Origin of the sequence: Micromonospora sp. NPDC023644 (assembly GCF_040640115.1) — a bacterium.
In the GTDB taxonomy this organism is placed as follows: Bacteria; Actinomycetota; Actinomycetes; order Mycobacteriales; family Micromonosporaceae; genus Micromonospora.
This window is the reverse complement of the sequence record NZ_JBFABA010000014.1, coordinates 1-12,177: the sequence shown is the minus strand read 5'-3', so window position 1 is coordinate 12,177 and position 12,177 is coordinate 1. Positions and strand designations below refer to the sequence as shown.

The 12,177-nt window shown below is 75.6% G+C and carries 13 protein-coding genes and 1 pseudogene; 7 read left to right on the top strand and 7 right to left on the bottom strand.

What is annotated here, in order from left to right:
- Positions 1–47: 47 nt before the first annotated feature.
- Together AB0G08_RS13615 and AB0G08_RS13610 are read right to left on the bottom strand one after the other, a co-directional pair.
- Entirely contained in the window at positions 48–848 is an 801-nt protein-coding gene (locus AB0G08_RS13615) for a response regulator transcription factor (RefSeq protein ID WP_358087212.1), read from the bottom strand.
- Positions 827–2,083 carry a histidine kinase gene (locus AB0G08_RS13610; RefSeq protein WP_358087008.1) on the bottom strand — a complete coding sequence of 419 codons (1,257 nt, stop codon included), beginning with the start codon at positions 2,081–2,083 and terminating at the stop codon, positions 827–829. The genes AB0G08_RS13615 and AB0G08_RS13610 overlap by 22 nt, the downstream gene beginning before the upstream one ends.
- Before the next feature lie 134 nt (positions 2,084–2,217).
- Here AB0G08_RS13610 and AB0G08_RS13605 point away from each other — a divergent pair, with 134 nt between their 5' ends.
- The 5 genes from AB0G08_RS13605 (at position 2,218) to AB0G08_RS13585 (ending at position 6,787) form a co-directional block, all read left to right on the top strand.
- Positions 2,218–3,114, top strand: a complete 897-nt coding sequence (locus tag AB0G08_RS13605; RefSeq protein ID WP_358087006.1) for an ATP-binding cassette domain-containing protein — start codon at positions 2,218–2,220, stop codon at positions 3,112–3,114.
- Positions 3,111–3,908, top strand: coding sequence for an ABC transporter permease (locus AB0G08_RS13600; protein ID WP_358087004.1), 798 nt, complete (start codon positions 3,111–3,113; stop codon positions 3,906–3,908). Before AB0G08_RS13605 ends, AB0G08_RS13600 begins: the two co-directional genes overlap by 4 nt.
- A gap of 2 nt (positions 3,909–3,910) precedes the next feature.
- On the top strand, positions 3,911–4,651 hold the full coding sequence (locus AB0G08_RS13595) for a hypothetical protein (protein WP_358087002.1): 741 nt from the start codon (positions 3,911–3,913) through the stop codon (positions 4,649–4,651).
- 39 nt (positions 4,652–4,690) lie between these two features.
- On the top strand, positions 4,691–5,233 hold the full coding sequence (locus AB0G08_RS13590; RefSeq protein ID WP_358087000.1) for a heme-binding protein: 543 nt from the start codon (positions 4,691–4,693) through the stop codon (positions 5,231–5,233).
- Positions 5,234–5,365: 132 nt separating this feature from the next.
- Positions 5,366–6,787 carry an amino acid permease gene (locus AB0G08_RS13585; protein ID WP_358086998.1) on the top strand — a complete coding sequence of 474 codons (1,422 nt, stop codon included), beginning with the start codon at positions 5,366–5,368 and terminating at the stop codon, positions 6,785–6,787.
- A gap of 32 nt (positions 6,788–6,819) precedes the next feature.
- Here the strand turns inward: AB0G08_RS13585 and AB0G08_RS13580 are convergent, their stop codons facing one another.
- From AB0G08_RS13580 to AB0G08_RS13560, 5 genes are read right to left on the bottom strand one after another with little or no spacing between them, the layout of a single operon-like run.
- Positions 6,820–7,503 (bottom strand): 4Fe-4S single cluster domain-containing protein, encoded by a 684-nt coding sequence (locus AB0G08_RS13580; RefSeq protein ID WP_358086996.1) that lies wholly within the window; start codon positions 7,501–7,503, stop codon positions 6,820–6,822.
- A complete protein-coding gene (locus tag AB0G08_RS13575) occupies positions 7,496–8,482 on the bottom strand; it encodes a helix-hairpin-helix domain-containing protein (protein WP_358086994.1) in 987 nt (328 codons plus the stop codon). Before AB0G08_RS13575 ends, AB0G08_RS13580 begins: the two co-directional genes overlap by 8 nt.
- Positions 8,463–8,675: a DUF2997 domain-containing protein gene (locus AB0G08_RS13570; RefSeq protein WP_334605134.1), complete on the bottom strand. Its 213-nt coding sequence runs from the start codon at positions 8,673–8,675 to the stop codon at positions 8,463–8,465. The genes AB0G08_RS13575 and AB0G08_RS13570 overlap by 20 nt, the downstream gene beginning before the upstream one ends.
- Positions 8,675–9,127: a hypothetical protein gene (locus AB0G08_RS13565; protein WP_357868305.1), complete on the bottom strand. Its 453-nt coding sequence runs from the start codon at positions 9,125–9,127 to the stop codon at positions 8,675–8,677. The genes AB0G08_RS13570 and AB0G08_RS13565 overlap by 1 nt, the downstream gene beginning before the upstream one ends.
- A gap of 31 nt (positions 9,128–9,158) precedes the next feature.
- A complete protein-coding gene (locus AB0G08_RS13560; RefSeq protein ID WP_358086991.1) occupies positions 9,159–10,808 on the bottom strand; it encodes an AAA family ATPase in 1,650 nt (549 codons plus the stop codon).
- Between the two features lie 205 nt (positions 10,809–11,013).
- Between AB0G08_RS13560 and AB0G08_RS13555 the strand changes: the two genes are divergently transcribed.
- Positions 11,014–11,946 (top strand): AAA family ATPase, encoded by a 933-nt coding sequence (locus AB0G08_RS13555; RefSeq protein ID WP_358086989.1) that lies wholly within the window; start codon positions 11,014–11,016, stop codon positions 11,944–11,946.
- Positions 11,943–12,177: pseudogene (locus AB0G08_RS13550) on the top strand (hypothetical protein); the annotation flags it as partial. The gene AB0G08_RS13555 and the pseudogene AB0G08_RS13550, both read left to right, overlap by 4 nt.

The window sequence follows — 12,177 nt, the reverse complement described above, 5'->3', positions numbered from 1 at the left end:
CCGGCCGGCCCCAGCGGCGCAGCGGGCACGGACGGTTCGATCCCGCGTCAGACGAGGCCGGCGTCGTGCACCAGCAGGGCGACCTGGACCCGGTTGTTCAGGCCGAGCTTCACCAGCAGCCGCGACACGTACGCCTTCACGGTCGCGACGCTCATGAACAGCTCGGCGGCGATCTCCGCGTTCGTCCGGCCCCGCCCGAGCCCGACCGCGACCTCGCGCTCCCGCTCGCTGAGCCCGGCGAGCTGCCGCAGCGCCCGCTCCCGGCGCGGGTCCGGCCCGCCCGCCGCGCCCGGCGCGGTCACGTGGTCGATCAGCCGGCGGGTCACCACCGGGGAGAGCGTCGCCTCCCCCGCCGCCACCCGGCGCACCGCCCGCACGATCTCGGCCGGCGGGGTGTCCTTGAGCAGGAAGCCACCGGCCCCGGCCCGCAGCGCCCGGAGCACCTGCTCGTCGGCGTCGAAGGTGGTCAGCACCAGCACCTCCGGCGGGTCGGGCGACGCGCGCAGCGCCTCGGTGGCCGCGAGCCCGTCGAGCCGGGGCATCCGGATGTCCATCAGCACCACGTCCGGCGCGCAGGCGGCCACGGCGGCGGGCACCTCGCTGCCGTCCGCGGCCTCCCCGACCACGAGCAGGTCCGGCACCCCGCCGAGGATCATCGACAGGCCGGCCCGGACCAGGGCGTCGTCGTCGACGATCAGCACCCGCACCGGCCGGTCCGGGGCGGACCCCGACCCGCCCGCCGCTGGGCCACCCGCCGCCGGGCCGCCCGCCGCTGGGCCGCCCATCGCCGAGCCGCCCGCCGCTGGGCCGCCCGCCGCCGGCCCCGTCACGCCGGCCACGGCAGCCAGGCGGCCAGCCGGAAGTCGCCCGAGTCGTCCCGCCCGTACTCCAGCCGCCCGCCGGCCAGGCTGACCCGTTCGGCGATGCCGACCAGGCCCGTGCCGGCGCCGGGGATCTCCGGACCGGCGACGCCGCCGCCGACCGGCCACCGGTTGCGGACCTCCACGGTCAGCCCGTCGCCGGGGGCGCCGGCCACATCGACGGTGACCGCCGCGCCGGCGGCGTGCTTGCGGGCGTTGGTCAGCCCCTCCTGCACGATCCGGTAGACGCTGCGCCCCACCGCCGTGGGCACCTGCTCCCCCGCCGTGACCACGTCGCGGACGCCGACCCGGATCCCGGCCGCCCGCGACTCCTCGACGAGCGCGGGCAGGTCGCCCAGGGTGGGCTGCGGGCGTTCCGGGTCACCGTCGGCGACGGTCTCCGCGCGGAGCACCCCGATCACCTCGCGCAGGTCCTGCAACGCCGCGTGGGCGCTGCCCCGGATCACCCCGGCCGCCCGCGCCACCTCCTCCGGCGGCGCGTCCGGCCGGAACTCGAGCGCGCCGGCGTGCAGGCTGAGCAGCGAGATCCGGTGCGCCAGCACGTCGTGCATCTCCCGGGCGATCCGGGTGCGCTCCAGGTGCCGCGCCTGCGCCACCCGCAACTGCTGCTCCGCCTCGGCCCGCTCGGCGCGCTCGCGCAGCGACACGACGAGCTGCCGCCGCGCCCGGACGAACATCCCCCACGCCAGCACGGAGAGGCTGAGCACCACCCCCCAGACGGTCGTCACCCAGTACGGCATGTGGGGATCCGGGCGCAGGTAGCTGAAGGCGAAGTTGGTGACCAGACCGGCGGCGGTCACCGCCAGCGCGACGGCCGTGCGGCGGTGCACCACGACGGTGAAGTAGAGGATCAGCAGCGGGACCGCCGACGCCATCGAGAACAGGGTCAGCGGCAGGGTCACCACCGACAGTCCCAGCGGCCACCGGCGTCGCACCCAGAGCAGCGCGCAGCAGACGAGCCCGAGCAGCGCGTCGGCCGGGACCATCCAGCGCTGCGGCAGCGGGGTGGAGAAGTCGGGGTCGGGCGCGACCGCGTCGGCCGTGGCGAGCAGGACCCAGCCGAGGGAGAGCAGGAAGCAGAGGCCGTCCACCAGCCAGTCGCGGGTGGTGCGACGCGGACCGCGCCCCACCCGGGCCGCCGGGTCGACGCCAAGCGCCCCCGGCAGCAGCCAGGGGTGCTCCGGTACGGCGGCACTGGTCACGCGACCCATGCTAGGCAGCCGCGCGACGGGCCGACCAGCTACCAAAGTCGAGACCTCGGCGTCGACCAAGGTAGCCGCCGGACGAGACCGTCGGCCGCAGCGCGCGGCCGGGTGGCTCCGGCAGCGTGACCGGCATGATCAGCGTGGAACACCTCACCAAACGGTACGGGCGGCACACCGCCGTCGACGACGTGTCGTTCCGCTGCGAGCCGGGCACCGTCACCGGGTTCCTGGGGCCGAACGGGGCCGGCAAGTCCACCACCATGCGGATGATCTGCGGGCTCACGCCGCCCAGCGGCGGCGGCGCCACGGTCGGCGGCCGGCCCTACCGGGAGCTGCCCAACCCCGGGCGCGAGGTGGGCGTGCTGCTGGACGCCTCGGCCCAGCACGCCGGCCGCACCGGGCGGGAGGCGCTGACCGTGGCCGCGGCGACCATGGGCGTGGACCGCGGGCAGGTCGCCGCCAAGCTCGACCTGGTCGGGCTGAACGAGGTCGCGGCCGGGCGCCGCCTCCGGGCGTACTCGTTGGGGATGCGCCAGCGGCTCGGCCTGGCGCACGCGCTGCTGGGCGACCCCCGGGTGCTGATCCTCGACGAGCCGGCCAACGGCCTGGACCCGGAGGGGATCTTCTGGATGCGCGGCCTGCTGCGCGACTTCGCCGACCGGGGCGGCACGGTGCTGCTCTCCTCCCACCTGCTGCGCGAGGTGGAGGCGGTCGCGGACCGGCTGGTGGTCATCGGGGGCGGCCGGATCGTGGCCCAGGGCGACAAGGCCGAGCTGCTGGCCGGCGGCGGGACGCTGGTCCGGGCCCGGGACGGCGGGGCGCTGCGCGGCGCGCTGGACCGGGCCCGGCTGGCCGCCACCGAGGGCACCGAGGGGCTGCTGGTCCACGCCGACGCCGAGGCGGTCGGGCAGGCCGCCGCCGACGCCGGCGTCGCCCTCACCGAACTGCGGGCGGCCGGCAGCGGCGGCCTGGAACAGCTCTTCCTCACCCTGACCGCCGGCGCGTCGACCCAGGAGGCCGTCCGATGACCACCGCCACCACCGCCAGCCCGCCCACCGCCGACGCTGCCCCGCGCCACCCCGGCGTACGCCGGCCGTCGCTGCTCCGGCTCACCGGGGTGGAGCTGCGCAAGCTCGTCGACACCCGGGCCGGGCTCTGGCTGCTGATCACCATCGGGCTGCTCGCCGCCGCCCTCGTGGTGGTCCAGCTGATCTGGGCGGACGACTCCGAGCAGACCTTCGGCAACTTCTTCGTCCCCTCGATGCTGCCGATCGGGCTGCTGCTGCCCGTGCTGGGCATCCTGTCGATCACCGGGGAGTGGTCGCAGCGCACGGCACTGACCACGTTCGCCCTGGTGCCCCGGCGGGGCCGGGTGATCGTCGCGAAGCTGGCCGCGATGGTGCTGGCGGCGCTGGCGTCGGTGCTGGTGAGCCTCGGCGTGGCCGCCGCCGGCACGCTGGTCGCCGGGGCCACCGGCGGCGCCGGCACCTGGCGCATGGAGGGGGCCCTGCTGCTGCACGCCGTGGTGCTCCAGGTGGCGAACGTGCTGATGGGGGCCGGCTTCGGCCTGCTGCTGCTCAACACCCCGCTGGCGGTCGTCGGCTACCTGCTGCTGCCGACCCTCTGGTCGATCCTCGGCGAGATGATCCGGCCGCTGCGCGGCCCGGCGGGCTGGCTCGACACGGGCCGGACCATGGAGCCGCTGCTCACGCCGGACGTGACCGCCGGTCAGTGGGGGCGGTTCGCCGTGTCGCTGCTGGTCTGGCTGGCCGTGCCGCTGGTCGCGGGGCTGGTCCGCACGCTGCGGCGCGAGGTGTCCTGACGGTGGACGGCTACGGCGCCCCCACCGTCGTCGACGGCGGCGCGGCGGAACTGGCGCTCCTCTGGGGCGGCCTCCCGGCGCTCGGCGCGGGCGGCGGGTGGCTGCTCGCCACCGGCGCGGGGTGGGTCGCCGGGCTGTCCTGGGCCCCGGCGCAGGGACTGTTCGAGCTGGTCGCCGGGCTGCCGGACCCGCAGGCCGGCATCGGCGGGCTGGCGGTCGGCACGCTGGGCGGCCTGCTGGTCGCCGCCGTGGGCACCGCCGAACGGCTCGCCGTCACCGTCGACACCGAACGGGTCCGGCTGCGCCGCGACCGCGCGGACCGGCAGGTCGGGCGGCGGCCGGTGCGCGCCGTCTTCGTCGACGGCAAGGACCTCGTGCTGCTCGGCGCGGACGACGAGGAGCTGGTCCGGGAGCGGTCGGACCTGTCCGTCGACCGGCTGCGCGACGCCTTCCGCGCGCACGGCTGGCCGTGGACCGACGGTGACCCGCACCGGGACGCGTACCGGCGGTGGGTGCCGGGCCTGCCCGGGCTGCCGAGCGGCGCGGACGCCCTGTTGCGGGCCCGGCAGCGGGCGCTGCACGCCGACCGGGGCGGCGAGGCCCGGGAACTGCGCGGCGAGCTCGGCCGCACCGGGGTGGTGATGCGCGACGACGGCCGGCGGCAGTACTGGCGGCTGACCCGGTCCGCCCCGCGTCCACGGGAGGACGCGACTTCGGCTGAGCCGGAGGTCGACGGCCGGTAGCGTTGCTTTCGACGGGGCCCGGGGCACGGGGAGCGCGCGATGACCGAGCAGCAGCCGTACCGGGTGGTGGCGCGGCACCCCGGCTTCGAGCTGCGCCGCTACCCGCCGCACTTGGTCGTCGAGGTGCGGGTGGAGGGCGCGTTCGAGCAGGCCGCCCGGGACGCCTTCCGGCCGCTGGGCGCGTACCTGCGCGGCGCCAACCGCTCCCGGCGGACGACCGCGCGGGAGACGGGCCCGGAGACGGTCGCCATGACGGTGCCGTTCGTGCAGGAGGAGGGGGACCGGCCGGGCCACTGGCTGGTGTGGCTCGTGATGCCGGCGGACCTCACCCCCGACACGCTGCCCGAGCCGGCGGACCCCCGGGTGCACACCCGGGTGGTCCCCGAACAGCTCGCCGCCGCGACGCGCTTCGCGGGCCGCTGGACGGCGCGGGCGTTCGACCGGCGGGCGACCGCGCTGGGCCGCGCGGTCACCGCGGCCGGGCTGCGCCCCACCGGCGCGGTCCGGTACGCGCGCTTCGACCCGCCGTGGAAGCCGTGGTTCCTGCGCCACAACGAGGTCGTGCTGCCGGTCGTCGAGTGAGCCCGCGTGCCGCATCCCGGCGCGGCCGTCCTCGTTGGAGATTTACCGGCGTCGCTGCCAGTGCGGGTACCCGCACTGGCAGCGCAGCCGGCGGGATCGGGCACGCCGGGCGGGTCGGGAAGGGGGACGACGATGACCTCCACGGGACGGACGACGGGCGGCGGCGGCACGGGGATCTTCCGCCGCAAGCCGGTCGAGGAGATCGCCGACGAGACCGGCGACGGGCTGGCGCGCTCCCTCGGGCTCTGGCAGCTCACCGCCATCGGGGTGGGCGGCATCATCGGCGCGGGCATCTTCGCCCTGGCCGGCGCCGTGGCGAGCGAGACCGCCGGCCCGGCCGTGCTGGTCTCGTTCCTGATCGCCGGGCTCGCCAGCGCGGCGGCGGCCCTGTCGTACGCCGAGTTCGCCGGCATGATCCCGAAGGCCGGCTCGGCCTACACCTACGGGTACGCGGTCCTCGGCGAGGCGGTGGGCTGGTTCATCGGCTGGGACCTGCTGCTGGAGTACACCGCGATCGTGGCCGTGGTGGCGATCGGCATCTCTGGCTACTTCTCGTTCCTGGTCAGCGAGCTGGGGGCGGACCTGCCGGCCTGGATGCTCGGCGCCCCGGGCACCGGCGAGGGACGGGTGGTCGACCTGTTCGCGGTGGTCCTCTGTCTGTTCATCGCGTTCCTGCTGAACCTCGGGATCAAGTCCGCGGCGCGCTTCGAGACGATCGTCGTCGGGCTGAAGATCGCCGTGGTGCTGCTGGTCGTCGTGGTCGGCTTCTTCCACATCCGCACGGCGAACTACTCGCCGTTCTTCCCCTTCGGGTTGGGCGGGGCGCTCACCGGCGCGGCCACGGTCTTCTTCGCCGTCTTCGGCTACGACGCGATGAGCACCGCCGCCGAGGAGTCGAAGGACGCCCGCCGGCACATGCCCAAGGCGATCGTCTACTCGCTGGCGATCTCGATGGTCCTCTACGTGCTGGCCACCCTGGTGCTGACCGGCATGCAGAACTACCGCGACATCGACCCGGAGAGCGGCTTCTCCTCCGCGTTCGCCTCGGTCGGGCTCTCCGGCCTGGCCAGCGTCATCGCGGTCGGGGCGATCATCGGCATCCTGACCGTGATGTTCACCTTCATGCTCGGCGTGACGCGGGTGTGGTTCTCGATGAGCCGCGACGGGCTGCTGCCGGGGTGGTTCGCCAAGCTGCATCCGGTCCGCCGGGTGCCGAGCCGGGTCACCTGGATCGTCGGCGTGGGCTCGGCCCTGATCGCCGGCTTCCTGCCGATCCGGGAGGCGGCCGAGCTGACCAACATCGGCATCCTGCTGGCCTTCGTGGTGGTCTGCGTCGCGGTGATCGTGCTGCGCTACCGCCGTCCGGACGCGCCGCGCACCTTCCGGTTGCCGGGCATGCCGGTGGTGCCGGCGCTGGGCGCGGCGTTCTCCCTCTGGCTGATCACCTACCTGGCTCCCGAGACGTGGCTGCGTTTCGCCGTCTGGTTCCTGCTCGGCGCGGTGATCTACGCCCTCTACGGCTACCGGCGCTCGGCGCTGGCCCGCCGGGACTGAGGTCGGGCCCGCAGACCCGGGACCGGGGGCGGTCAGCCGCGCCCGGGGCCGCCCGCCCGCCGGGGCTGGGGGCGGGTCACCGACGCCAGCAACTCGTCGAGGGCGTCGACCTCGGCCCAGCCGTTCACCGCGACCCCACCGGCGGCGTCGACGGTCACCTCGACCCGGTCCGGGCTGTGCGACACCTCGTCGAGCAGGCCCGGGAAGCGGTCGTCGAGCAGCACGAACTCCTGGTTGGTGGAACCCACCCAGGGCCGCCGGGTGTCGATCCGGTCGGCCAGGAACGGCCCGGCGACGAGGAGGTCCGTCGCCCCGAGCAGCGCCGCGACGTCGTCCCGGCCGGCGTCGACCGCCCGGTGCAGCTGCGCCGTGGTGTAGCCGGTGAAGGTCATCACCGAGCGGCCGGCGGCGCGTACCCCCGCTGCGACGGCCGCCAGCGGGGCGGCCTGGTCGAAGGGCTCGCCGCCCAGCAGCGTCAGCCCCTCGGTGCCGGCGTCGAGCACCCGGCGCACCAGGTCGGCGGGGGCGATCCTTTCCCCGCCCCGGAAGCTCCACAGGTGCGGGTTGAAGCAGCCGGGGCAGCGGATGGCGCAGCCCTGCACCCAGACGGCCGTCCGCTCGCCCGGCCCCTCGGCGCGGGTGGCGGCCAGGAACCGGGCCACCGACACCGCCTCCGCCCCGGCCGCCGGGCGGGGCCCGGGACCGTCGTCAGACATCGAGGACCCGGCCCGGTGGCGGCGGCCCGGGCGCCGGCCCGGCGGGCGGTACGCAGGCCACGGCGTCGCGCAGGCGCGCGTACTCGTGGGGGGCCAGGTTGGCGGCGGCCGCGAACTCGGCCAGGCTGCCGAAGGACCCGCGCCGCTCCCGCTCTGCCAGCACCTGCCGGGCGCGCTGCGGGTCGAAGCCGGGCAGCGACGCGAGGGCCTCCGGCCCGGCCGTGTTGACGTCGATCGTCCCGGACTCCCCGTCGGCCCATGGGTCCGACGGCGGCGCGAGCGGCTCGGGCCCGAAGGGGTCGACCGGCTGGTGCGGCACCATCGTCGGATCGGCCGCCGGCGGCGGATACCCGGCCGGCGCGGGCGGCTGTCCCACCGGCGACCCGGGCGGCGGGGCCGCCGGCCCGAACGACTGCGGCGGGTACGCCGACGTGGCTTGGGGATGCCCGGCCGACGGGGGCGGATAGGCGGCCGACGGGTACGAGGGCGGGTAGGCGGCCGGTGAACTGGGCGGATACGTCAGCGTCATGCCCGGGTAGGGGCCGGGCACCGGGCCGACGGGAGCCGCCCGGGGCAGTGGGGCCAGCGGGTACGCCCCACCCGGCCACGCCGCCGCCGACCTGGCGCGGCGGTGCGTGAGCCAGCGCAGCCACGCCGGGTTGATCAGCGCGGCGTGCAGGATGCTGGACGCCCAGACGGCCAGGAGCACGCCCACCGCCCAGTCGCTGACGGCGCTCTCCTTGTCCGACTCGCCGACGAGCATGAACGCCGTCCAGCCCACCACGGCGTAGACGATGCCGGGGACCCACCACGCCGCGCGGCGGGCCCGCAGGCCCACGTAGATGAACCCGAAGCCGCCGAGGCAGCTGCACCCGAGGACGGGCAGCAGCAGCCACCAGCTCTGCAACACGTGCCACATCGCGCTCGGCCGGGGGGCGGCCGGGGGCGGCCAGCCGGGGCTAGGCGCGTTCGACGTCACGTTGCTCCTGCCGTGCGGGCACGGCCGCGCGACCGTGGTCGGCGGTGTACGCGCTGCGCACCGTGCGGGCCGCCAGCAGGTCCTCCAGCACGGCGATATAGTCGAGGCAGCCGTCGCCGAGCACGTCCCGGGTCTCGGCGCTCACCACGCCCTCGCTGGTCACGGTGACCACGATCCGCGGCTGCCCGCCCATCACGACCTGCCCTCGACGGCGAACACCAGGCGCACGCTCGCATCCTCGGTGACCTGTTCGGACTCCAGCCGCAGCCCGGCGGCGGGGGCCTGCTCGCGCAGCCGCTCCAACACCGCCCGCTGGACCTGCCGCCCGTACGCGGCGTCGATGGCCCGGACCGCCTCGACGGCCCGCTGCTCGTCGACCTCGCCCGTGAAGTGCGCCGACCAGATGCCGTCCTCGCCGCGCCGGAAGCCGGCCCGCACGTCGGCCCAGTCCGCGATGATCGCGTCCGGCTCGGCGGCGACCGCCGCGCCGGTGTCGCGCAGCGCGGCGACGAGCAGCGTCTCGTCCCGCATCCGGGTCTGCACCTCGCAGACGACGCGACCCTCCCCGTCCCGCCCGGCGGTGGCGGCATGGGTCGCAGCGACGGCGGCGACGGCCAGCGGCAGGAGTATCAGTGAGACGCTCATCGGGGCCCTTCCCTCGGTGTCGACCCACAGACTAGAACTCGACCGCTCGCCCGCCCTGCCCCCGTTGCTGCCCCGGGCCGCCGGGCCGGGAGCCGCCCGGACCCCTGGGACGACCGCCGAGGTCCCAGTCCTCGGCGGCGGTGGCGGCGACGGCGCGGGCGTCGGCCCAGGAGCGTACGGCGTCGATGCGTTCCGCCTGGGTGACGCTCAACGGCACCATGCTGACCAGGGCCCGGACCACGTCGTCGCGGCGCAGCGGACGCCGTTCGGCGAAGGCGTCGAAGAGCCCGCCGACCACGGCCTGCTCGATCTCGGCCCCCGAGTAGCCCTCGCTGAGCCCGGCGAGCTCGCCGAGCAGGGCGTCGTCGGGCGTCAGGGCACCGGCGACGGCCGGGTTGCGCAGCCGCCGGGCGAGGTGGACCCGCCAGATCGACGCCCGTTCCGCGCGGGTCGGCAGGTCGACGAAGAAGATCTCGTCGAAGCGTCCCTTGCGGAGCAGTTCCGGGGGCAGCCGCTCGAAGTCGTTGGCGGTCGCGATGACGAAGACGGGCTTGGCCTTCTCCTGCATCCACGTCAGGAAGGAGCCGAAGACCCGGGCGGAGGTGCCGGAGTCGCCGGCCCCGCCGACGAAGCCCTTCTCGATCTCGTCTACCCACAGCACGCAGGGGGCGGTCGCCTCGGCGGTCCGGATGGCGGTGCGCATGTTCTGCTCGCTCGACCCGACGAGCCCGGCGAAGACCCGGCCGACGTCCAGCCGCAGCAGCGGCAGGCCCCAGGCGGAGGCGATCGCCTTGGCGGTCAGGGACTTGCCGCAGCCGGGCACGCCGGTGATCAGGACGCCCCGGGGCGCGGGCAGCCCGTACGCCGCCGCCTCGGCCAGCCAGGAGCCGTCCCGCTTGGCCAGCCACCGCTTCAGGTTCTCCAGCCCGCCGACGTCGACGAGGTCGACCGCGGCGTCGACGAACTCCAGCAGCCCCGACTTGCGTACGGTCTGCCGCTTCTCCTCGTGCACGACCGCGAGGTCGCTGCCGTCGAGCACGCCGTCGTTGACCATGGCGCGGGCGAACGCGTTCTCCGCCTCGTGCAGCGTGAGCCCGAGAGCCGCCTTGGCGAGCCGTTCCCGACCGAGGCCGTCCAGCGCGATCCGGATCCGGCCGCTGGCGGAGTTGGCGGCGATCATGCCGTCCAGCACCCGCCGGATCTCCGTCTCGGTGGGCAGCGGGAAGTCGACGATCGTCACGTCCTTCTCGAGCTCCACCGGGATGTGTAGCACCGGCGAGACCAGGACGAGGGTGCGTGGCACCGGACCGGTCTTGAAGGCGGCCACCACGTCCCGCAGCCGGCGGACCACGCCCGGGGTGCCCGGCCGGTCGCCGCTGCCGTGCGCCGGGTGCAGGTCCTTGAAGATCAGCACGCTGGGGTGGTCGACGCGCAGCGCCGCGGCCAGCGCGTCGTCCGGGTCGGTGGTGCCCTTGCGGGCGACGCCGTCGGGCTGCACGAGACCCGTGGTCAGCGACCAGGTCCACACCGCCCGGGGCGTACGGACGAGGGTGGCGTCGCGGGCGACGGCGCAGACCTCGGCGACCACCCGCTGCTCCTCGGACGACTCGACGTAGAGGACCGGGAAACGCGCCTTGAGCATCTGCGACAGCGCGTCGCGGAACGGCACCACCACCGCCACCCCCTCCCACCCGACCGAAGAGCAGCGCAGACTCTAACAGCCCCACCCGCGCCCGCCCTGGGCGTCGATCATGAGGTTGGCGGCGCGGACTCCGGCATTTCCTCCCGCCAACCTCATGATCGACGCGTCGCCACCGGGGGGGGGCCGGAGGGGGTGCCGCGCCGGATCGTCGGCCCGCTACCGTTCCGGGTCTGGGGAGGTGCCGGTGTACGTCGTGTCCGTGATCAACTACAAGGGTGGGGTCGGCAAGACCACCGTGACCGCCAACCTCGGCGCCGAGCTGGCCAACCGGGGGATGAAGGTGCTGCTCATCGACCTCGATCCGCAGGCCAGCCTCACGTTCGGCTTCTACGACCCGGACGACTGGCGGGACCGGCTGCGCGACGGCCGGACGGTGAAGCGCTGGTACGACGGCCTGCGCGGGGACACCCCCGCGACGACCCTCGGCGAGCTGGTCGTCTCCCCCGGCCCGGCGAACGCGCGACTCAGCGGCGCGGGCCGGCTCGACCTGATCGCCTCCCACCTCCAGCTCGTCGACATCGACCTCGCGCTGGCCCGGGCCGTGGCCGACGGCGACGAGTACGACGCCGAGCTGTTCCGGGTGCGCGGCTCCCTGGCCGAGGGGCTGCACGACGACGCGCTCGGCGGCTACGACATGGTGCTCATCGACTGCCCGCCGAACTTCAACGTGGTCACCCAGTCGGCCATCATCGCCAGCGACCACCTGCTCATCCCGGCGAAGGCCGACTACCTGTCCACGCTGGGCATCGACTACCTGCACGGCAACGTCCGGGAGCTGGTCGACCAGTACAACGCCGACGCCCGCCGGTTCGCCACCACGCGCCGGCACCACAAGGTCGCCCCCGACGTCGCCGGCGTGGTGTTCACGATGATCCAGCTCATGGCGCAGCGGCCGATCGCCGCCCACCAGGGCTACATGGACCAGGTCCGGGCGCTCGGCCTGCCGGTCTTCCCCACGCCCCTGCGCGAGAACGTCACCACGTTCGCCACGAACACCCCGCGCGGCGTGCCGGTGGTGCTCCGCGACCGGATCGCCACCCCGGCGGTCCGCGACGAGCTGCGCCAGCTCGCCACCGAGTTCCTCGACCACCTCCAGCCCGAGCGGACCGTGGCGTGACCGACCCGGCCCGCGACGTCGCCGACCTGGTGGCCGGGCTGCTCCGGGCGCTGTCCGCCGCCGACCTCGCCGCCCTGGCGGCGGGGCGGGCCCGGCTCGCGGTGGTGCCGGTCGACGCGCCCCCGCCCGGCCCGCCCGCCGACCGGATCGCCCCGGCCGGACACCCGGTCACCCCACCCGCCGACCGGACCACCACCTCCGCGCGCCCGGCCGCCGCACCCGCCGACCGGG

What these genes read in the sequence shown, in the direction of transcription:
- AB0G08_RS13590 (WP_358087000.1), top strand. Translation starts at nt 4,691, where the DNA reads ATGACCGAGCAGCAGCCGTACCGGGTGGTGGCGCGGCACCCCGGCTTC.
- AB0G08_RS13585 (WP_358086998.1), top strand. Translation starts at nt 5,366, where the DNA reads ATGACCTCCACGGGACGGACGACGGGCGGCGGCGGCACGGGGATCTTC.
- AB0G08_RS13600 (WP_358087004.1), top strand. Translation starts at nt 3,111, where the DNA reads ATGACCACCGCCACCACCGCCAGCCCGCCCACCGCCGACGCTGCCCCG.
- AB0G08_RS13565 (WP_357868305.1), bottom strand. Translation starts at nt 9,127, where the DNA reads ATGAGCGTCTCACTGATACTCCTGCCGCTGGCCGTCGCCGCCGTCGCT.
- AB0G08_RS13605 (WP_358087006.1), top strand. Translation starts at nt 2,218, where the DNA reads ATGATCAGCGTGGAACACCTCACCAAACGGTACGGGCGGCACACCGCC.
- AB0G08_RS13570 (WP_334605134.1), bottom strand. Translation starts at nt 8,675, where the DNA reads ATGGGCGGGCAGCCGCGGATCGTGGTCACCGTGACCAGCGAGGGCGTG.
- AB0G08_RS13580 (WP_358086996.1), bottom strand. Translation starts at nt 7,503, where the DNA reads ATGTCTGACGACGGTCCCGGGCCCCGCCCGGCGGCCGGGGCGGAGGCG.